Source organism: Cupriavidus taiwanensis, from assembly GCF_900250115.1.
Classification (GTDB): Bacteria; Pseudomonadota; Gammaproteobacteria; order Burkholderiales; family Burkholderiaceae; genus Cupriavidus; species Cupriavidus taiwanensis_B.
On sequence record NZ_LT984803.1, the window covers coordinates 2,739,205 to 2,759,520 of the forward strand.

General features: G+C 68.0%; 18 protein-coding genes. 7 read left to right on the forward strand and 11 right to left on the reverse strand.

Annotated elements, in window-relative coordinates:
• The first annotated feature begins 8 nt into the window (after positions 1-8).
• The gene (locus tag CBM2586_RS12785) at positions 9-707 is read left to right on the forward strand and encodes an SIMPL domain-containing protein (protein ID WP_115661333.1); all 699 of its coding nucleotides are present in this window, start codon (positions 9-11) and stop codon (positions 705-707) included.
• Between the two features lie 105 nt (positions 708-812).
• Here the strand turns inward: CBM2586_RS12785 and CBM2586_RS12790 are convergent, their stop codons facing one another.
• The 5 genes from CBM2586_RS12790 to CBM2586_RS12810 all read right to left on the reverse strand — a co-directional run bounded on the left by CBM2586_RS12790 (position 813) and on the right by CBM2586_RS12810 (position 6,659).
• Positions 813-2,366: a malonate--CoA ligase gene (locus tag CBM2586_RS12790; RefSeq protein WP_115687880.1), complete on the reverse strand. Its 1,554-nt coding sequence runs from the start codon at positions 2,364-2,366 to the stop codon at positions 813-815.
• A 69-nt stretch (positions 2,367-2,435) separates the two neighbouring features.
• Positions 2,436-3,218, reverse strand: a complete 783-nt coding sequence (locus tag CBM2586_RS12795; RefSeq protein ID WP_115687882.1) for an enoyl-CoA hydratase/isomerase family protein — start codon at positions 3,216-3,218, stop codon at positions 2,436-2,438.
• A gap of 45 nt (positions 3,219-3,263) precedes the next feature.
• The gene (locus tag CBM2586_RS12800; protein ID WP_115661330.1) at positions 3,264-4,274 is read right to left on the reverse strand and encodes a Bug family tripartite tricarboxylate transporter substrate binding protein; all 1,011 of its coding nucleotides are present in this window, start codon (positions 4,272-4,274) and stop codon (positions 3,264-3,266) included.
• Between the two features lie 161 nt (positions 4,275-4,435).
• Entirely contained in the window at positions 4,436-5,869 is a 1,434-nt protein-coding gene (locus tag CBM2586_RS12805; protein ID WP_115687884.1) for a malonyl-CoA decarboxylase domain-containing protein, read from the reverse strand.
• 70 nt (positions 5,870-5,939) lie between these two features.
• The gene (locus CBM2586_RS12810; RefSeq protein WP_115687886.1) at positions 5,940-6,659 is read right to left on the reverse strand and encodes a GntR family transcriptional regulator; all 720 of its coding nucleotides are present in this window, start codon (positions 6,657-6,659) and stop codon (positions 5,940-5,942) included.
• Positions 6,660-7,429: 770 nt separating this feature from the next.
• On the opposite strand from CBM2586_RS12810, the gene CBM2586_RS12815 reads away from it, so the two are divergent.
• Together CBM2586_RS12815 and CBM2586_RS12820 are read left to right on the forward strand one after the other, a co-directional pair.
• Positions 7,430-8,518, forward strand: a complete 1,089-nt coding sequence (locus CBM2586_RS12815; RefSeq protein WP_115687888.1) for a YjgN family protein — start codon at positions 7,430-7,432, stop codon at positions 8,516-8,518.
• A 6-nt stretch (positions 8,519-8,524) separates the two neighbouring features.
• Positions 8,525-9,544, forward strand: a complete 1,020-nt coding sequence (locus CBM2586_RS12820) for a M48 family metallopeptidase (protein ID WP_115687890.1) — start codon at positions 8,525-8,527, stop codon at positions 9,542-9,544.
• 12 nt (positions 9,545-9,556) lie between these two features.
• On the opposite strand, the gene lgt is transcribed toward CBM2586_RS12820, so the two are convergent.
• Positions 9,557-10,375 (reverse strand): prolipoprotein diacylglyceryl transferase, encoded by an 819-nt coding sequence (gene lgt, locus CBM2586_RS12825; protein WP_115661325.1) that lies wholly within the window; start codon positions 10,373-10,375, stop codon positions 9,557-9,559.
• 298 nt (positions 10,376-10,673) lie between these two features.
• Here lgt and ilvD point away from each other — a divergent pair, with 298 nt between their 5' ends.
• Positions 10,674-12,347 (forward strand): dihydroxy-acid dehydratase, encoded by a 1,674-nt coding sequence (gene ilvD, locus CBM2586_RS12830; protein WP_115687892.1) that lies wholly within the window; start codon positions 10,674-10,676, stop codon positions 12,345-12,347.
• 233 nt (positions 12,348-12,580) lie between these two features.
• On the opposite strand, the gene CBM2586_RS12835 is transcribed toward ilvD, so the two are convergent.
• Genes CBM2586_RS12835 through CBM2586_RS12845 form a run of 3 tightly spaced genes read right to left on the reverse strand, consistent with a single transcriptional unit; the run spans position 12,581 to position 15,076 of the window.
• Positions 12,581-13,060, reverse strand: a complete 480-nt coding sequence (locus CBM2586_RS12835) for a hypothetical protein (RefSeq protein ID WP_115661323.1) — start codon at positions 13,058-13,060, stop codon at positions 12,581-12,583.
• Positions 13,057-13,491 (reverse strand): DNA polymerase III subunit chi, encoded by a 435-nt coding sequence (locus CBM2586_RS12840; RefSeq protein WP_115687894.1) that lies wholly within the window; start codon positions 13,489-13,491, stop codon positions 13,057-13,059. The genes CBM2586_RS12835 and CBM2586_RS12840 overlap by 4 nt, the downstream gene beginning before the upstream one ends.
• A gap of 34 nt (positions 13,492-13,525) precedes the next feature.
• The gene (locus tag CBM2586_RS12845) at positions 13,526-15,076 is read right to left on the reverse strand and encodes a leucyl aminopeptidase (protein WP_115661322.1); all 1,551 of its coding nucleotides are present in this window, start codon (positions 15,074-15,076) and stop codon (positions 13,526-13,528) included.
• Positions 15,077-15,263: 187 nt separating this feature from the next.
• Here CBM2586_RS12845 and lptF point away from each other — a divergent pair, with 187 nt between their 5' ends.
• From lptF to CBM2586_RS12860, 3 genes are read left to right on the forward strand one after another with little or no spacing between them, the layout of a single operon-like run.
• Positions 15,264-16,394 carry an LPS export ABC transporter permease LptF gene (lptF, locus tag CBM2586_RS12850; RefSeq protein ID WP_115661321.1) on the forward strand — a complete coding sequence of 377 codons (1,131 nt, stop codon included), beginning with the start codon at positions 15,264-15,266 and terminating at the stop codon, positions 16,392-16,394.
• Entirely contained in the window at positions 16,391-17,569 is a 1,179-nt protein-coding gene (gene lptG, locus CBM2586_RS12855) for an LPS export ABC transporter permease LptG (RefSeq protein ID WP_115661320.1), read from the forward strand. The genes lptF and lptG overlap by 4 nt, the downstream gene beginning before the upstream one ends.
• 8 nt (positions 17,570-17,577) lie before the next feature.
• Positions 17,578-17,973: a sirohydrochlorin chelatase gene (locus CBM2586_RS12860; RefSeq protein ID WP_115661319.1), complete on the forward strand. Its 396-nt coding sequence runs from the start codon at positions 17,578-17,580 to the stop codon at positions 17,971-17,973.
• 265 nt (positions 17,974-18,238) lie between these two features.
• Here CBM2586_RS12860 and CBM2586_RS12865 read toward each other — a convergent pair whose 3' ends face one another.
• Together CBM2586_RS12865 and cobA are read right to left on the reverse strand one after the other, a co-directional pair.
• Positions 18,239-19,351: an IS481 family transposase gene (locus CBM2586_RS12865; RefSeq protein WP_115687896.1), complete on the reverse strand. Its 1,113-nt coding sequence runs from the start codon at positions 19,349-19,351 to the stop codon at positions 18,239-18,241.
• A 132-nt stretch (positions 19,352-19,483) separates the two neighbouring features.
• Complete coding sequence (cobA, locus tag CBM2586_RS12870; RefSeq protein ID WP_115687898.1) at positions 19,484-20,284, reverse strand: uroporphyrinogen-III C-methyltransferase; 801 nt, start codon at positions 20,282-20,284, stop codon at positions 19,484-19,486.
• Between the last annotated feature and the right edge of the window lie 32 nt (positions 20,285-20,316).

Genomic DNA, 20,316 nt, shown 5'->3' on the forward strand with positions numbered 1-20,316 from the left:
AGAACCACATGAAACAATGGCTCGCCGCCACCCTGCTCGGCACCACCGCCGTCGTCGCCTCGGCCCACGGCGGTCCCACGGAAACGCCGTCGGGCGTGCTGTCGCTGACCGCGCAGGCCGTCACCGAGGTGCCCACCGATATCGTGCACCTGACGCTGGCCGCGGAACAGGAAGGCGCCGAACCGGCGGCGATCTCTTCGGGCCTGTCGACCCGGACCCAGGCCGTCATCACGCAGGCGCGCCGCGTGCAGGGCGTGACCGCCGAATCCGGCGGCTTCACCATTCACCCCAGCACCGACCGCAACGGCCGCATCAGCACCTGGCGCGGGCGCTCCGAGGTCATCCTGAAATCGCGCGATTTCTCGGCGGTGTCAAAGCTTGCGGGTGAACTGGCCAGCCAGATGCAGGTGCAGAACATCGCCTTCTCGCTGTCGCGCGAAGCGCGCGAGGCTGCCGAAGCCAAGCTGGCCGAGCAGGCCATCGCCTCGTTCCGCAGCAAGGCGCAGGCCACCACCAGGCTGTTCGGCTACAACAGCTTCACCATCCGCGAAGTCAGCGTGAACGAGACCGGCATGGTGCCGCCGGTGCCGCGCATGTACGGCGCCGCCAAGGCCATGATGGCCGACGCCGCGGTGCCGGTGCCGGTCGAAGGCGGCAAGACCCAGGTCACGGTGTCGGTGAACGGGTCGGTGCAGATGCTGAAGTAAGCGAGAGACCGCCAGTTTTGCGACGGTGCACTCCCTCTCCCGCAAGCGGGAGAGGGGAGCAAACCCCCAGCGCTCGTAGCCCCCAGCGCTCGTAGCCCCTAGCGCTCACAGCCCCGCAAACTGCTCCCGCAGCACGTTCTTCTGCACCTTGCCCATGGTATTGCGCGGCAGCTCGTCGACCACGTGCACGCGCTTGGGCACCTTGAAGTTGGCGATGCGGCCCTTGAGGGTCCCGATCAGTGCGCCTTCGTCGATGTCGGCACCGGGCTTGCGCACCACCACCGCCACCACCGCCTCGCCGAAATCCGCGTGCGGCACGCCGATCACGGCGCTCTCCGCCACGCCCGGCATCTCGTCGATAAAGCTCTCGATTTCCTTCGGGTAGACGTTGTAGCCGCCCGAGATGATCAGGTCCTTGCTGCGTCCGACGATGGTCAGGTAGTGCTCCGGCACCGCGCGCTCGCCGGCCTGGCTGACGATGGCGCCACCGAAGCGGCCGACGTCGCCGGTCTTGAACCAGCCATCGTCGGTGAACTCTTCCCGGGTTTTTTCCGGCATGCGCCAGTAGCCCTTGAACACATTCGGGCCCTGCACCTCGACATTGCCGATCTCGCCCGGCGCGCAGCGCTTGCCATCGCCGTCGACCACGCGCACCGACACGCCCGGCAGCGGCATGCCCACGGTGCCGCCGATGCGCTCGCCCAGCGCCGGGTCATACGGGTTCGACACCAGCATCACGGTCTCGCTCATGCCGTAGCGCTCCAGGATGGTATGGCCGGTGCGCGCCCGGAACGCATCGAAGGTTTCCAGCAGCAGCGGCGCCGACCCCGACACGAACAGCCGCATGCGGCGGCAGGTGTCGTCGTCGAAGCGCGGCTCCTGCAGCATGCGCACATAGTAGGTCGGCACGCCCATCATCACGGTGCAGCGCGGCAGGAATTTCAGCACTTGCGCCATGTCCAGCCTGGGCGCCCAGATCATCTTGGCACCGGCCAGCAGCGCGCCATGCGAGGCGACGAACAGCCCGTGCACATGGAAGATCGGCAGCATGTGCAGCAGCACGTCGTCGCTGCGCCAGCCCCAGAACTCGTGCAGCGTCTGCGCATTGGAGGCCAGGTTGCGATGGCTCAGCATCGCGCCCTTGCTGCGGCCGGTGGTGCCGGAGGTATAGAGGATGGCGGCAAGGTCATCGTCGGCGCGCGCCACCGTCTCGAAGGTGTCGGCCTTGCCCGCCGCGCGCGACAGCAGCGAGCCGCTGCGGTCGTCGTCCAGCGTAAACACATGGTTCACGCCGTGGCGGAACGCTACCTTGGAGACCCAGCCGAAGTTCTTGCTGCTGCAAACCACCACCGACGGCTCGGCATTGCCGACGAAGTAGTCGATCTCGGCCTCCTGGTAGGCCGTGTTCAGCGGCAGGTAGACATAGCCGGCACGCAGCGTGGCGAGGTACAGGAACAGCGCTTCGGGCGATTTTTCCACCTGCACCGCGACGCGCGCGCCTTCGGGCAGGTGCAGCGAGGCCAGCAGGCTGGCCAGCTTGGCGGTGGCGCGGTCAAGGTCGTCCCAGCTGTAGTACAGGCCATCGTGCGTCTCGATGCAGCAGGCGGTACGGTCAGCGGGGAAGCGGGATGCGAACAGGGCGAACAGGTTGGCGTTCATGGGAGGGAGCGAACGAAAGGCTGAGAAAGCGAAGACATCGATGATGGGAAGCAGTGCCGTCGGCGCGCCCTACTCCCCGCGGAACTGTGGGGGCCGGCGCGCCAGGAAGGCGGCGACGCCTTCGGCGTGGTCCGCGCCTTCGGCATAGGCGAAATGCGCGGCCAGCTCGGCCGGCGACAGCGGCGCCGGCGCTGGCGCCAGCCGGTGGATGGTGGCCTTGTTGATGCGCGCGGCGGCGGGCGCGCCGGCGCTGATGCGGCGCACCGTGGCGTCGACCTCGGCGGCCAGCGCGGCGGACTCGACCACGCGAGTCAGCAGGCCCTTTGCACGCGCCTCGGCGGCATCGAAGACGCGGCCCTCGAGCAGGATCTCCAGCGCCGCGGCGCGGCCCGCCAGCGCCAGCAGCCCCTGCAGTTCGCCGGGCGCCATGGGGAAGCCCAGCCGGTTGATCGGCACGCCGAAGCGGCTGTCCGACGCGGCGATGCGCAGGTCGCAGTGGCAGGCGATTTCCAGCCCGCCGCCCACGCATACGCCTTCGATCATCGCCACGGTGGGATGCGTGCATTGCGCCACCGCGGCCAGCGCGGGCGCGATGGTGGCCATGTGATAGTGGCGCACCGCGGCCTCATTGCCGCGTTCGGCGGGAAACTCGGCAATGTCGGCGCCGGCGGCGAAGTTGCCGTCGGCGCCGCGCACCACCACGCAGCGCAGCGAGGTATCGGCCGACAGGCGCGCAAAGCCCGCCGCCAGCTCGCGCCACATCTGCGCGGAAATGGCGTTGAGCTTGCCCGCGTGTGCCAGCGTCACGGTGGCGGTAGTGCCCTGCGTGGCAAAACGCACGGTGCCGCTCATGGGCGCCTCGCCCGGCTTCGGATCGGCATGGGCATGGGCATGGCGTCAGTCGATCTTGGCGCCGGACTGCTGCACCACCTGGGCCCAGCGGCGGATCTCGGCGTGCTGGAACTGGCCGAACTGCTCCGGCGTGAACGCCGGCGTTTCGGAGCCGTTGTTGAGCCAGACCTGCTTCAGTTCGGTCGTGTTCAGCGCCTTCTCGGTCTCGGCGTAGAGGCGGTCGACAATGTCCTTCGGCGTGCCCTTGGGCACCCACATCGCGTACCAGGTCGACACGTCATAATTGGGCACGCCGGCCTCGGCCGCGGTCGGCACGTTGGGGAAGGCGGGCGAGCGCTTGCTCGACGCCACCGCCAGCGCCTTGATGCGGCCCGCGCGGATATGCTGCGCCGACGAGCCCAGCCCATCGAACATCAGGTCGACCTGGCCCGCGATCAGGTCGGACAGTGCCGGGCCGGCGCCCTTGTACGGGATATGGGTGATGAAGGTCTTGGTCTGGATCTTGAACAGCTCGCCCGCCAGGTGGTGCGAAGAGCCGTTGCCGGCCGAGCCGTAGTTCAGCTTGCCGGGGTTGGCCCGGGCGTAGGCGATCAGCTCCTGCAGCGTGTTGGCCTTGACGCGGTTGGGATTGACCACCACCACCTGCGGCGGCTGCGCGATCACCGTGACCGGAATGAAGTCCTTCTCGATGTCGTAGTCCAGCTTCTTGTAGAACGACGGCGCGATGGCGTGGTGGGCGCCGCCGATAAACACGGTGTAGCCGTCCGGCGCGGCCTTGGCCGCGATGCTCGCACCGACCGTGCCGCCGGCGCCGCCGCGGTTGTCGATCACGAACTGCTTGCCGAGCTGCTTGGACAGCTGCGCGGTCAGCGGACGCGCGAAGGCGTCGGTGCCGCCGCCGGCGGGGAACGGCACGATCACGGTGACCGGCTTGGATGGCCAGGTATCGGCGTGCGCCGGGGCGGCGAGCATGGCGCCGGCACCGATGCCGGACACGCCAAGAGCCAGCGCCGCTGCGCGCGCGCAGGCGGCCAGGCTGAACTGACGACGATTCATCTTTGTCTCCTCTCTCTCTTCTGGAAAGTCAATGTGATCGCCGCGCGCGCCCGCATGGGCGCTGCGCGGCTGGCTTTGCTTCTACGACAGGGGTCCCGACAAAACGACGCGGCGCGCCAGGCGCCGCGGGTGCCAGGGCGATTCCCGTGACCGGACCAGGATCACAGCAGCTTCCCGACGCTGCGGCTGATGCGCGGGTTGCCTGCGCCCAGGCGTGCCAGATTGTCATCCAGCGCCTCGGGCACGTAAAGGTAATTGACCATCATGCCGCAGCTCTGGCTGCGGCCCTTGCGCGACAGGTCGGCGCCCCAGTTGAGCCGCTCCACGCAGGCGCCGTTGCCGAGGTGGAAACGCGCCACCGGGTCGGCCGGCATCGACTGGTTGCGTTCGCGCACCAGGAAATGCGCGGCCAGGGTCAGCGCGGTGTCGCGCACCACGGCATCGGCGGCATCCGGCGCCAGCGCCTCCAGCCACGCCGCGCCGTCGGCCGGCGCGTTGCCGTGGCGCTCGCTCCAGCGCGCCAGCCGCTTGTCGCCGAGCACGCGCGCCACGGCGTCGCCGTCCTGCTTGCGCAGCCAGTCGGCAAACCCTGGGATCGGCGACAGCGTGGCGAACTGCTTCACCTTGGGGAATTCGCGCTGCACTTCCTCGATCACGCGCTTGAGCAGGAAGTTGCCGAAGCTGACGCCGCGCAGCCCCGCCTGCGTATTGCTGATCGAATAGAAGATCGCCCACTTGACGCGGCGGAGGTCTTCCAGCGGCGCGGCTTCGTCCAGCAGGGTGTGGACGTCGGCGGCCATCTCGGGGGCAAAGGCGACCTCGACGAAGATCAGCGGCTCGCGCGCGATGCGCGGGTGGAAGAAGGCGTAGCAGCGGCGGTCGGAATCGAGCCGGTTGCGCAGATCGGTCCACGAGGCGATCTCGTGCACGGCCTCGTAGCGGATCAGCTTTTCCAGCAGCGACGCGGGCGAGTCCCAGGTGATCGGCTGCAGCTCGAGCAGGCCGACGTCGAACCAGTTGGAGAACAAGGCCTCGAGGTCGTCGTCGAGCGGGCGCAGTCCGGGCATGCGGCGCTGCCAGCGCAACATGTCGGCGCGCAGCTGGATCAGGAAGTGCAGGCCGCAGGCGCTGTTGCCGCGCTGGCCATGCAGCGCGGCCAGCCGCTTGAAGAAGCGGATGCGGGCGCTGGACTGCGCCTGGCCCGCGCGCGCGCCCTTGTCGCCCTCGGCCGCGGCGTCTTCGCTGCCGCTGCCGGCCACCTCGGCCAGCACCGCCAGCATGCCGCGGCGCGTAGCCTCGCCGGCGGCTTCGTATTCGGCCTGCCAGGCCTGCGCGGCGGCATTGGCGGCGCCGTCGGTCAGGCGCGCGTCGAAGCACAGGCGCAGTTGCTCGCGCTGGCGGCGCACCGCGCGCGCGGGCAGCGGCGCCTCGTCATCGGCCGGCGTGGCGGCCCTGGCGACGCCATTGGCCTTGGCTTCGCCCTCGCCCTTGCGCCCCCACCAGCGGCCCAGCCGCGACAGGATATTGGAGCTCGACGGCTCGCTCTCGCCCAGCGGCGCGCTGATCTTCTGGTCACCCGTATCGAAGGAGTTCATGCGGTACCTGCCTTGGTGCATCGATCTGAACGTGGGGGGAAACTCTGACTGGCGTGACGGGGCGCGCGAGCTAGTCTTCCGCGCCCGCCACGCGCAAGGCCGGCGGGGCGCGCACGGCCTTGGCGTCCGCCGCCATCGCGGCGCCGCCGGCATCGAGGGCCCGCAGCGCGCCGCGCTGGCGCAGCAAGTGGCTCTTCATCATGGCTTCGGCGCCTTCCGGGTCGCGCGCCTTGAGCGCTGCAAACACGCTCAGGTGCTCGGCGCAGGATTCCTGGATCCGCCCCGGCAGCTTCAGGCTCTTGTGGCGCGACAGCCGCAGCACCTTGCGCAGGTCGCTGATCAGGCCGCTCAGCCAGCGGTTGCCCGCCAGCCGCTGGATCGCTTCATGGATCTGTGCGTTGGTCTCGTAGTAGGCGTCGATATCGCCGGCCTGCGCATAGCGCGCCAGGTCGGCGTGCAGGCCGTCGAGCGCGTCGAGGTCGGCACGGGTGGCGTTGCGCGCGGCCTCATAGGCACAGCGCCCCTCGAGCAGCGCCATCAGCGGGAAGATCTCGTCCAGGTCCTGCTCGGACAGCTCGTTGACGAAACAGCCGCGGCGCGGCTCCAGCCGCACTAGGCCTTCGGCGGCAAGCACCTTGAGCGCCTCGCGCAGCGGCGTGCGCGAGATGCCCAGCGTTTCGGCCATCGCGCTTTCGTCGATCCAGGCGCCCGGCACCAGCGTATGCGCGTCGATCATGGCGCGCAGCCGGTCTGCCACTTCTAGGTACAGCGCCTGCTGGACGATGCGCATGCCACCTCCTGTGTCGCACGAGGGACCCATGGCGGCGTGTGCACCGGCTCCCATAATTCATAATTATGGATTAGGGCGTGAACGATACAAGGATTTTCGATGCTGCGCCGCAAGGTCGGGCGCGCTGAAATACCGGTGAAGATGAAGTGAGGTGCGGCGGGCGGTTCCTTGCCTCCCCGCAAGGAACCGCCCGCGCCTGAAAAGAACTGCCTTACTGCGTGATTCATCGCTGGCGGACACGAGTGCATCCGTCGCGTGGGTCCATGATCTGACCTGGCGCTGGCCCCGCGCCACCCCTGTTGCAAACGCGCCAACGCGCGTTGATTTTCCCGTGCCCTTTGATCCGTGCAGCGCGGCTAGCGTAACTCTCGACCCCAAGAGCCGTACTCCCCCCTGGCACTGCCGTGGCGGCTGTGGCTCGCCGCTCATCTTGTAACAATAACGCTAGCGATTTACGTGCCAGTCGGGCTAAGCCCTTGATTTTATGAATGGCATCGAAGCGAAATTTGTTACAAGATGAGATCAGTGTAACAGAATGTTTCCAGAGTGTTACGAGGGTTTTCCATGGTGAGCAGTTTGCCGCATAGGCAGAAGCCACGCGTCCATGCAAATTGTGCCGTTGCCGGTATTTATCGGTGCGAGAATGTGAGGCCCTCGCCCCAATTGCCTGGATTGTCATCGTTGCGTTTTTGAAACAGGCGCCGGTCGACGAGGGTTTTTCCCCGCCGGTTTCCCTGTATCCAGACGCACCTCACTCGGGAGTTCATGCCATGCATGCTGGCAGCGATTTCACCCTGGCCGTCACTGCGGCCGAACCGGCAGCGCCCGCCGGCCAACGCGCTGCCGCGCTGCGGCCGCTGGGGCTGAGCTTCACCGGGTCGGGCTCCGAGTATTTCCGTATCTGGATCGTCAATGCGCTGCTGACCATCGTCACCCTGGGCATCTATTCCGCCTGGGCCAAGGTGCGCACGCTGCAGTATTTCTATCGCAATACGCGGCTGGACGGCGCCAGCTTCGACTACCACGGCAAGCCGTCGGCGATCCTGAAAGGCCGGGCCATGGTGTTCGGGCTGGTGCTCGCATTCCAGTTCGCCTCTTCCTTCTCGCCCTGGCTCGCGCTGGCGATGCTGCTGGTGCTGCTGGCGGTGTTTCCCTTGCTGCTGGTGCGCTCGCTGCGCTTCCGCATGGCCAACTCCAGCTACCGCGGGCTGCGCTTCGGCTTCACCGGCGGCGATGCCGAGGCCTACCGGGTGCTCGTGCTGTGGCCGCTGGCCGCGGTGGCCACGCTGGGCTTGCTGGGGCCGCTGGCGCACCAGCGCTTCAAGCGCTACCAGCACAGCCACACCCGCTTCGGCACCGCACCGTTCGGCTTCCACGCCGGCGCGGGCGATTTCTACCGGGCCTACCTGCGCGCCTTCGGCGTGGTGCTGGCGGGCACGCTGGCGATGGCCGTGGCCGGCTTCGTGAGGGCGCCGGGCACCGGCAATTTCGGCGCGGCGGCACTGCTTGGCTTCGGCATCGCCGGCTTCTACCTGGGCATGCTGTCGGTCAGCCCCTACCTGATGGCGCGGCTGCAGAACGTGGTGTGGGGCCACACCACGCTGGCGCCGCACGCGTTCCGCAGCGAGGTCAGCGCCGCGCGCATGGTCTTTATCTTCGTCACCAACCTGATCGCGATCGCGCTGACGCTTGGCCTGTTCCTGCCATTCGCGCGCGTGCGCGCCACGCGCTACCGGCTGCAGTGCGTGACCATGCTGGCGGCCGGCCCGCTCGACAGCTTCGTCGCCGGCGCGGCGCAGCAGGTGGGCGCGCTCGGAGACGCGGCGGCAGACTGGTACGACATCGACATCGCGCTCTGACGCGCCATGGTTCCGGTCACCTTCTTCGACGGGCGCTCGTCGCGCGCGCATCCGGCCACGCTGGCGGTGGAGGCGCAGCAGGCCGTGCTGCGCGACGCCGACGGCGCCGAATTGCGGCGCGCGCCGCTGTCGCAGCTGCGCGTGTCGGAACGCGTGCGCCGCGCGCCGCGGCTGGTCACCTTTGCCGACGGCGCCTTCTGCGAGGTCGCCGACCATGCCGCCTTCGACCGCTTGCTGGCGGCCACCGGCCACCGCGACAGCCTGGTGGCGCGCGCGCAGAACAGCTGGCGCCTGGCGGGCCTGGCCGTGGCGACGCTGGTCGCGGTGCTGGTGCTGGGCTATTACGTCTTGCTGCCGTGGGGCGCGGGCATGATGGCACGCGCGGTGCCGGCCGAACTGGAGGCCCGCCTCGGCCAGCTGACGCTGGAGAGCCTGGACCACGGCATGCTTGCGCCGACGCAATTGCCGGCCGCCGAGCAGGCCCGCATCCGCGCCGGCTTCGCGGCGCTGCGGCGCCCGCGCGACATCGCGCATGACTACCAGATCCGGTTCCGCCAGGGCGGCGAGATCGGCGCCAATGCGCTGGCCTTGCCGGGCGGCACCATCATCGTCACCGACGAGCTGGTGGCCCTGGCTGGCACCGGCGCCGGCATGATGGGCGTGCTGGCGCACGAGGCCGGACACGTGGCACGCCGCCACGGCTTGCAGCAGGTGATCCAGGGCTCGGCCCTGGCGGCGTTGTCGGCCTATCTGTTCGGCGATATCTCGTCGGTGCTGGCGGGCGTGCCGGCCGCCATGCTGACGCTGCGCTATTCGCGCGACCACGAGCGCGAGGCCGACGCCTATGCCATCGACGTCATGCAGCGCAACGGCCTGCCGCCGGCGGCGCTGGCCGAGGTGCTGGTCGCGCTGGAGCAGCGCGAGGGCAAGCCGGATGGAGCGCAGGCCGGGCGTGGCGAGGACTTCCTGTCGACGCACCCGCACTTGCAGGCGCGCATCGACGCGCTGCGCCGCGCCGGCCGCTAGCGCAGCGCGCGCTCAGGCGGCCGGCTGCGGCGCGCCGGCACCGGGCTGGCGGCGGTAGGCCCAGATCACCATGGCAATGCCCGCCAGGATCATCGGCAGGCTCAGCCACTGGCCCATCGACAGTTTGAGCGCCAGCAGGCCCAGGAAGTTGTCGGGCTCGCGTGCGAACTCCGCGGCGAAGCGGAACGCGCCGTAGCCGATCAGGAAGACTCCCGACACCGCGCCCATCGGCCGCGGCTTGCGCGCGAACAGCCACAGGATGATGAACAGCGCCACGCCCTCGCCGGCAAACTGGTAGAGCTGCGACGGATGGCGCGGGATGTTGTCGCCCGCCTGCGGGAAGATCATGCCCCACGGCAGGTCGGTGGCGCGCCCCCACAGCTCGCCGTTGATGAAGTTGCCGATACGCCCGGCCGCCAGTCCGCAGGGGATCATCGGCGCGATGAAGTCGGTCACTTCCATCCAGTGGCGCCGGCGCAGCCGGCCGAACAGCCACATCGCCACCACCACGCCGAGGAAGCCGCCATGGAAGGCCATGCCGCCCTCCCACACCTTGAAGATCTCCACCGGATGCGACAGGTAGTACGACGGCTTGTAGAACAGCACATAGCCCAGCCGCCCGCCCAGGATCACGCCCATCACGCCGAAGAACAGCATGTCGTCGAGGTCGCGCGTGGTCCAGCCCTTGGCGGCGATATGCGGCTGGCGGATGCGCAGGCGCCCGAACCACAGGAACATGACGAACCCGGCCAGGTACATCAGCCCGTACCAGCGGATCGCGAGCGGGCCCAGGTGGATGGCAACCGGGTCGAACTGGGGATGAATCAGCATGTTGGCGTGAATGGTGATTGTGAGGCAGCGGCGGCGCCGGCCGTGCGGCGCCAGGTATGACGCGCGGGTGCGGCGAAGGTTGCACGGCAATGCCAACACCTGGTCCGCGCACGCATCGTAGCCCGTAATGATGTCACAAATCCCCGCCGCGCCCCGCGAGGCGGACCTCGCGCCCGGCGCCCGCCAGCGCCCGAACAATCCATTTGACACGCCAAAACGCACGCGTCATTCTTGCCCCATCACAGCGCCCGCCGCGCGCCCGCGGCGGCATATAACAAGGATCCCGGAGACCCCCACCATGGCATTCAACAAGCGCTCCCGGCACATCACGCAAGGCGTGGCGCGCTCTCCCAACCGCTCGATGTACTACGCGCTCGGCTACCAGAAGGAGGACTTCGACAAGCCGATGGTAGGCATCGCCAACGGCCATTCGACCATCACGCCGTGCAATGCCGGCCTGCAGCGACTGGCCGACGCGGCCATCGACGCGATCCGGGCCGCCGGCGCCAACCCGCAGGTGTTCGGCACGCCCACCATCTCGGACGGCATGTCGATGGGCACCGAGGGCATGAAGTACTCGCTGATCTCGCGCGAAGTCATCGCCGACTGCATCGAGACCGCGGCCCAGGGCCAGTGGATGGACGGCGTGGTGGTGATCGGCGGCTGCGACAAGAACATGCCCGGCGGCATGATCGCACTGGCGCGCACCAACGTGCCGGGCATCTACGTCTACGGCGGCACCATCAAGCCGGGCCACTGGAAGGGCAAGGACCTGACCATCGTGTCGTCGTTCGAGGCCGTCGGCGAGTTCACCGCGGGGCGCATGAGCGAGGAAGACTTCGAAGGGGTGGAACGCAACGCGTGCCCGTCCACCGGCTCGTGCGGCGGCATGTACACCGCCAACACCATGAGTTCGTCGTTCGAGGCGCTGGGCATGTCGCTGCTGTATTCGTCGACCATGGCCAATCCGGACCAGGAAAAGGTCGACAGCGCCGCCGAATCGGCGCGCGTGCTGGTCGAGGCCGTCAAGCGCGACCTCAAGCCGCGCGACATCATCACGCGCGAGTCGATCGAGAACGCGGTCGCGCTGATCATGGCCACCGGCGGCTCCACCAACGCGGTGCTGCACTACCTGGCGATCGCGCATGCCGCCGAGGTGGAATGGACCATCGACGACTTCGAGCGCATCCGCCGCAAGGTGCCGGTGATCTGCAACCTCAAGCCCTCGGGCCAGTACGTGGCGACCGACCTGCACCGCGCCGGCGGCATCCCGCAGGTGATGAAGATCCTGCTCAAGGCCGGCCTGCTGCACGGCGACTGCATCACCATCACCGGCCGCACCCTGGCCGAGGAACTCGAGCAGGTGCCCGACGCCCCGCGCGCCGACCAGGACGTGATCCTGCCGATCGAGCGGGCGCTCTACGCCGAGGGCCACCTGGCCATCCTGAAGGGCAACCTGGCCAAAGAAGGCGCGGTCGCCAAGATCACCGGCCTGAAGAACCCGGTCATCACCGGCCCGGCGCGCGTGTTCGAGGACGAGCAGAGCGCGATGGACGCGATCCTGGCCGACCGCATCAACGCCGGCGACATCCTGGTGTTGCGCTACCTGGGTCCCAAGGGCGGCCCCGGCATGCCGGAAATGCTGGCTCCTACCTCGGCCATCATCGGCAAGGGCCTGGGCGAGTCGGTCGGCTTTATCACCGACGGCCGCTTCTCGGGCGGCACCTGGGGCATGGTGGTCGGCCACGTCGCGCCGGAGGCGTACGTCGGCGGCACCATCGCGCTGGTGCAGGAAGGCGACTCGATCACCATCGACGCGCACCAATTGCTGCTGCAGCTGAACGTGGCGGAAGAAGAACTGGCCAGGCGGCGCGCCGGCTGGCAGGCGCCGGCGCCGCGCTATACGCGCGGGGTGCTGGCGAAGTTTGCGCGACTGGCGTCGACGGCGAGCAAGGGCGCGGTGACGGACTGATCAGCGAGCGGTGGATGGCGAAAAGCCTGCGCGAGTCGCAGGCTTTCTTTTTCTTACTCGTGGCGTACAGCCGGGCCGCCTGTTTGCTCCCCTCTCCCGCTTGCGGGAGAGGGGCCGGGGGAGAGGGCCGGCCTTCGGCAAGCACAATATCGCTTCACTTCGTGGCAACGCTGCCCTCTCCCCGCCCCTCTCCCAGAGGGAGAGGGGAGAGAACCGGCGCGATGGCTCGTTGGTCAATCCCCGTCCGGCGCCTTCTCCATCTCCTCCAGCGTCGCGTCCAGCCACTCCACCAGCCGCGCTTCCAGCGACTGCGTCAGCTCGCTGGCCAGCTGCGCCGCCAGCTGCGGGAGCCGTGACTGCAGCGTGGCTTCGGTGTGTGCCGCCACCACCTGCGGCCATTCGGTGCGAAAGCGCATCATCACGCGGCTCAGCAGCTCGGTGCGAACTTCGCGCAGGTCGTCGTCGCCGCTGGCCGTGGCGGAATCGGTCCCGGCCAGCGGCTGGTCCAGCGCCTGGTCCAGTGCGGCGTCGCCGGTATCGCCAACCTGCATCACCAGCCCGGCATCGTCCATGCCGAAGGTGTCGATCACGCCGTCGTCCGCCTGGGACGCTTCGGTGCCGGCATCCGGCAGTTCCACGACTTCGGTCAGCAGCGGGATGCTGTCGTGCGGTTCCGGCCGCGGGATCACCCGCGAGGTGGTGCGTTCGCTCATGCGGCGTCTCCCTTGGGCTGGCCGATGTCGTGGTGCGTCAGCGGATAGCCGCGTTCGCGGTAGAAGCGGTAGCGCTGGCGGCCAGCCTCGCGCGCGGCGTCGCCGGCGCCGACCACCTCGATCAGCCGCTCGAAGCTGGCAAACTGCGCCGGGGCCTGGTCAGCCAGGTTGATCAGCAGCTGGTGGTGCGGCACGCCCTCGGTGGTGGCGGCCAGCAGGACCGGGGTCACCGCCGCGTTCGGGCTTTCCAGCCCGCAATGCGGCAGGAAGTCCAGCGCGGAGAAGGTCCACAGGCGCGCGTCCAGGTCCGCCAGTTGCGCCGGCGCGCCGTGGATCACCACCTTCTGCCCGGCGCCGTAGGCCTTGCGGACCAGGCGGCAGACATAGCCGAGCACATCCGGCACGTTGCTGTGGAAGTCGATGCGCGTCATGGAAGGTTGCCGCTCCTGCTCGGTTGCGTCGCGGTCAGGCCGCGCGGTCCATCAGGAACTGCGTCAGCAGCGGCACCGGACGGCCGGTGGCGCCCTTGGCCGCGCCGCTCTTCCACGCGGTGCCGGCAATGTCCAGGTGGGCCCAGTCGTATTTCTCGGTAAAGCGCGCCAGGAAGCAGGCCGCGGTGACGCTGCCGGCCGGGCGGCCGCCGATATTGCCCATGTCGGCGAAGTTGGACTTGAGCTGGTCCTGGTATTCGTCGTCCAGGGGCATGCGCCAGGCGGCGTCCATGGCGCGGCGGCCTGCCTGCAGCAGCGCGTCGGCAAGCGCGTCGGAGCGCGCATACAGGCCGCTGTTGACATGGCCGAGCGCGATGATGCAGGCGCCGGTCAGGGTGGCGACGTCGATCACCGCGGCCGGCTTGAAGCGCTCGACATAGGTCAGCGCATCGCACAGGATCAGGCGGCCCTCGGCGTCGGTGTTGAGGATCTCGATGGTCTGGCCCGACATGCTGGTGACCACGTCGCCCGGCTTGGTGGCGATGCCGCTGGGCATGTTCTCGCAGGTGGGGACTACCGCCACCACATTGAGCTTCAGGCCCATCTCGGCCACGGCCTGGATCGTGCCCAGCACCGAGGCGGCGCCGCACATGTCGTACTTCATCTCGTCCATGCCCTCGCCCGGCTTGAGCGAGATACCGCCGGTATCGAAGGTGATGCCCTTGCCCACCAGCACCACCGGCGCCTGCTTGGCGCCGGCGCCGTCGTAGCGCAGCACGATGAACTGGGGCGGCTCCTCGCTGCCCTTGGTCACGGCCAGGAACGCGCCCATGTTCAGCGCCTCGATCTGCTTGCGCCCGAGGATCTCGGCCTTGAGCTTGTGGCGCTTGGCGATGCTGCGCGCGGCATTGGCCAGGTAGGTCGGGGTGCAGATATTGGATGGCAGGTTGCCGAGGTCGCGCGTCAGCTCCATGCCGTTGGCGATGGCGGTGCCGCGCACCGCGGCCTGGGTCGCGGCGCGGGCGTCGCCGCTGTCGACCGCGATCACGACCTTGCGCAGCGATGACTTGTCATTGCCGTTGGGCTTGCCGCTGGCGGCATTCTGGGCGTTGGCGCGCTTGAGTCCGGGATGGCGCTCGAGCAGGCGGTAGCCGGCCTCGCGCACCAGCGTGATGGTGGTGATCACGGCCCACGACACGTCGCGCTGCTGCGGCGCCTGTTGCGCCAGGCACCACAGCGCCGAGGTCGCACGCGTGGACGACAAGGCACGCACCGCGGAGCGCACCGCATCGGCAAAGGCCTTGTCGGTGAAGTCGCCTTCCTTGCCCAGGCCCACCAGCAGCACGCGCGCGGCGCCCACGCCGGCCACTTCATGCAGCATCAGGTGGGTGCCGCGCTTGCCCTCGAAGTCGCCCTGCTTGACCAGCCGTCCCACCAAGCCCTTGGTGGCCACATCGAGGGCCTTGGCTACGCCGCCGAGGTTCTGGCCTTCGAACAGCCCGACCACCAGGCAGTCGGTCTTGGTCGCCAGGAAACCATTTTGGCCGGCTTTGCTCCAATCCAGGGCTTTTGTGCTAAATTCCATCGCGCTTCCTTCCAGGGGCTCGTTAGACACGAAAGCCTCCATTATCCGCGATTTTTACCCCGCGACCTGCCGCCGCTGATACGCCCCGGCCACGTTGACAGCACGCTATGCCGTCAGCCAGCCGTTCTGCCAGGCACCTCGCACGGCACATCGCCCGCTCCGGCCGGCAGCCCGGAACCGAACCCGCATGATCCTTCAACAAGCCCTGCGACGCGAGCTTGCCTACACCGCCGGGGCGGTGTTCCTGGTGATGCTGACCTTCATGCTCACCTCGCTCGTGATTCGCATCCTGGGGATGGCCGCCAACGGCAAGGCCAGCCCCAACGACGTGCTGATGCTGATCGGCCTGGCCACCATCGGCTACTTGTCGATCCTGCTGTCGGCGACGCTGTTCATCTCTACCCTGATCGTGCTGACGCGCTGGTACAAAGACTCGGAGATGGTGGTGTGGTTCTCGGCCGGCATCTCGCTGCGCGACCTGGTCAAGCCGGTGCTGCAGTTCGCCGCGCCCTTCATCGTGCTGGCGCTGCTGCTGGGCCTGTTCGCGTGGCCGTGGGCCAACCAGCAGAGCGCGCTGTTCCGCGACCGCTTCGAGCAGCGCGGAGTGATGTCGATGATCGCCGCCGGCCGCTTCATCGAGCCCGCCAAGGCCAACTACGTGCTGTTCATCGAGGGCATCGATGCCGACATGAAGCATGCGCGCAATGTCTTCGTGGCCAATGCCGAAGCCGACAAGATCGGCGTGGCGCTGGCGCACCAGGGCCAGTTCGAGACCATGCCCAACGGCGACCGCCTGGTGGTGATGGAGAATGGCCGGCGCTATTCCGGCACGCCCGGGCAGATCGACTACCGCATCGTCGAGTTCGAGCGCTATGCGGTCAAGGTGGACAGCAAGCCGCCCGAGTCCGAGGCCAAGCTGCCGCCCAAGAGCCGCGACACCATCGAGCTGATCCGCAACCCCACGCGCGAGAACCTGGGCGAACTGATCTGGCGCATCTCGCTGCCGATCCTGGCCTTCAACTTCGTCATGATCGCGATCCCGCTGGCCTACGTGAACCCGCGCCTGGGCCGCTATACGCCGCTGGTGTTCGCGGTGCTGATCTACCTGACCTACAGCAACCTGATCAACCTGTCGCAGTCCTGGGTGCGCAACGGCTCGATCCCGTTCTGGCTGGCCTGGTGGCCGATCCACCTGGCCGTGTTCGGGGGCGCGCTGCTGCTGTTCCGCTATCGCCAGAACCGCAGCCTGGGTGGCTGGCGCGCCGTGTTCGGGCTGCGCAAGCGCGATGCCGCGGCCGCCGCCGGAGGCCGGGCATGAGGATCCTGCGCGTCTACGAACGCTATTTCGGCCGGCTGGTCTATGGCGTGTTCGCCTTCATCCTGTTCGCGGTGCTGTCGCTGTTCGTGTTCTTCGACATGCTCAACGAGCTGGAGAACGTCAACGCCCAGTACACCTCGCTGATCGCGCTGTTCCACGTCCTGCTGCAGGCGCCCACGCGGGTGTACGAGGTGCTGCCGATCGCGGTGCTGATCAGCGCGATCTATGTGTTCTCGCAGCTGGCCAGCCAGTCCGAGTACACCATCTTCCGCGTGGCCGGACTGAACACGCGCCAGGCGCTGTTCTCGCTGTTCAAGCTGGCGGTGCCGCTGGCGCTGGTGACCTTTCTCTTCGGCGAGTTCATCGGACCGCGCGCCGAGCAGTATGCGCAGAAGGTCAAGCTGGAGGCGATCGGCGCCACGGTGTCGTCGGGCTTCCGCTCCGGGGTCTGGGTCAAGGACCGCGACAAGGATGCCGCCGGCGATGGCGAGATCACCCGCTTCGTCAACGTGGCGGGGCTGCGGCCGGACCAGACCATCACCGGCATCACCATGTACGAGTTCGACCCCCAGTACCGGCTGCGCGTGATCCGCGTGGCGCAGGAGGGACGCTACCAGGGCGGCCAGTCATGGGAGCTGCAGAATGTCAGCGAGACCCGCTTCGTCGAACTGACGCCGCAGGCCCAGGGCGCGCAGCCCGCGCCCGGCGCGCCGGCGCGCGACGCGCTGGCGCCGGACTTCCGCGCCGAGCAGGTCAAGTTCCCGCGCGTGGCCATGCATTCGGAGCTGACCCCGCAGATCCTGTCGGTGCTGCTGGTCACGCCGGAGCGGATGTCGACGCTGGACCTGTTCCGCTATATCCGCCACCTGCGCGACAACAAGCAGGACACCCAGCGCTACGAGATCGCGTTCTGGAAGAAGGTGATCTACCCGCTGACGCTGTTCGTGATGGTGGCGCTGGCGCTGCCGTTCGCCTACCTGCACGCGCGCGCCGGCGCGGTCGGCGTCAAGGTGTTCGGCGGCATCATGCTGGGGCTGTCGTTCCACCTGTCGAACACGCTGTTCTCGCACGTCGGCCTGCTGCATACCTGGCCGCCGATCATCTCGGCGCTGGTGCCGGGCACGCTTTACCTGATGGTGGCGCTGCTGGCGCTGCGCTGGGTGGACCGGCATTGAGTACCGCCATGGCAGCCCGCGACCGCGCCCTGGTCCTGTTCGCGCACGGCGCGCGCGATGCGCGCTGGCGCGAGCCGTTCGAGCGGCTGCAGCAGAAGCTGGTGGCCGCCCTGCCCGGCTGCGCGGTGCGGCTGGCGTTTCTGGAGCTGATGTCCCCGTTGCTGGCGGATGCGCTGGCCCAAGTGGCGGCAGAGGGCGTGACCGAGGTCACCGTGGTGCCGGTGTTCTTCGGCCAGGGCGGGCATATCCGGCGCGATTTGCCGGCGCTGATCGAGCAGTGCCGGCAGGCTTATCCCGGCCTGCGGATCCATTGCGCGGCCGCGGTGGGCGAGTCGGATGCGGTGCTGGACGCGATTGCGGCTTACTGTATCGCGTCACTGCCCGGGGCTGCTGCGCAGTCCTGAAGTTTTCAGGACTCTGACAAAAAAACCCCGTGCTGGAAATCCCGGCACGGGGTGATGTTTTTGACGGCACGTTGATGGCGCTGGTTTGCTCCCCTCTCCCGCGTGCGGGAGAGGGGCCGGGGAGAGGGCCGGCGCTGGCAAGCAGCGTAACCCCCGACTTCGTGGGGACTCCCGCCCTCTCCCCCGCCCCTCTCCCATAAATTGTATGGACCGGGGACATGGGTAACACATGTGCCAGGACATGGGTAACAGTCCAGTCTCCAGTTTAATCGGCCTGCTGTAGGTCTATTGTGGCGACCTTTTGATGGCAGAAGTAGACGTCAAAGGTGCCGTCCAGATCCACGCGAGGGCGCAGCGCTACGGGCGTTCCGACCAAGGCTCGTCCGACCCGGAACGTCTTTCCTCGGAAGCAGATGCGCCCGCCGTCGCCTACCTTTCGCACGATGTCATTGCTGCCGTACTCGATGGGCGGGAGTTCGCGCGGCATCGCCCGTGGGCTAGGCGCATAGCGGCTTGCGGGGGTCTCCATATCCAGCGCGTGGTGGGGGCGCTTGAAGTTGTACACGTGGCGCCAATGGCTAAAGTGATGCTGGGCATCGTCCAGATCCCGGAAACGCTGGTTGGCCAACAGCTCAGCCTGCATGGTTCGATGGAAGCGCTCGTCCTTACCGTTGGTCTGAGGATGGCCAGGTCGGCTATGACTGAGCCGCACGCCCAGGCGAATCAGCCACGCGCCCAGCGTGGTTAATGCTCGGGGCACTGGGGAACCCCAGGGCGGGCCGTTGTCTGCATTGATCCGTTCGGGCAGCCCATAGCGCGCAAAAGCCATCTCTAACGCTTCCTGTACGGATTCAAACTGTTCGTTGCCCAAGGCCTTGAGCAGCACATTGAACCGGGAGTGATCGTCCAAGACCGTGAGCGGGTGGCACCTCTGCGTGTCGGTAGCGAAGTGGCCTTTGAAGTCAATTTGCCATAGTGCATTGGGCCGGTCGTGCTCGAAGCGCTGCCATGCTGTAGCGGCCGCGCTGGCGGCCGGATCGATCAAGCCATGGCGGCGCAGCACCCAATTGACTGTGCTCGGGGCGATTTGGATGCGGTGGTCGCGCTCCAGCACGCGTGCGATCTTGCGGGCGCCCCAGGCCGAATGTTCGGCTCGTATCGCTAGCACGCTCTCTTCGATGGCAGCTGGAGTTCGGCCGGGAGAGCTATGTGGCCGCCGAGTTCGGTCGTCCAGATCCTCTCGGTTCAACCACTTGTAGCCGGTCTTGCGGCTGATGCAGAAGCGGCGGCAAAGCTCCGCAATATTGGCGTCCGCCTGGCGTGCCAGGCGGACGAACTCTCCTCTTTGCTGCTTCACGGTGGTTTGGCTCCAGGGCAACGTTTTCCTCCCGCTGACTAAGCGGGAAAAGTGTTACCCATGTCCTGGCACACCTGTTACCTATGTCCCCGGTCCATACAATAAATGGGAGAGGGGAGAAAACCTTCGCAATTCCGGCCCAAAGCCAGAAAATCAGGCAGCGCGCGGCGTACAGGCTTCAATCGCACCCGCATCCTCCCGCGGCGACTCGGTCGCGCGCGCGGCCAGCGCGGCGCCGATCATCAGCAGGCTAGGCTGCACCGGATCGATCCACGCCGCCGCTGCACCGGCCGCCATCTGGCCGAGCGTGAATTCGCGGCTGCGCTGTTGCGGCGTGGTGGCGGCCTCCACCACCCATGCCGGCGTCGATGCAGGCTTGCCATGCGCGATCAGCTGCACGGCAATGGTGGCGGCCTGGTCGCGGCCCATGTAGTACACCAGCGTGTCGGCCTTGACCGCGGCTTCGATATCCGGCGAGCCCTCGCCGTCCGCGGCCTTGGCCTGCGTGGCAAACGCCACGCTGCGCGACACGCCGCGCCTGGTCAGCGGCTTGCCGATGGCCGACGCGGCCGCCAGTGCGGCGGTGATGCCGGGCACCACCTCGTACTCGATGCCGGCCGCTTCCAGCGCCTGCAGTTCCTCGTCGGCACGGCCGAACAGCATCGGGTCGCCCCCCTTCAGGCGCACCACGCGTTCATGCTTGCTGGCGAGGTCGACGATCTGGCGATTGATGAACAGCTGCGCGGTCGAGCGCTGGCCGCAGCGCTTGCCGACTTCGACCAGCTCGGCCTGCGGACACCAGGCCAGCATCTCCGGCGCCACCAGCGCGTCGTGCAGCACCACCTGGGCTTCGCCCAAAAGCCGTGCACCGCGCACCGTAATGAGGTCTGCCGCACCGGGGCCTGCCCCGATCAGGTACACCTTGCCGTAAGTCTTCCGTGCCTGCTTGCCCATCTCCAGCCCCTTGTCCGGTCGATCCCGTTCGT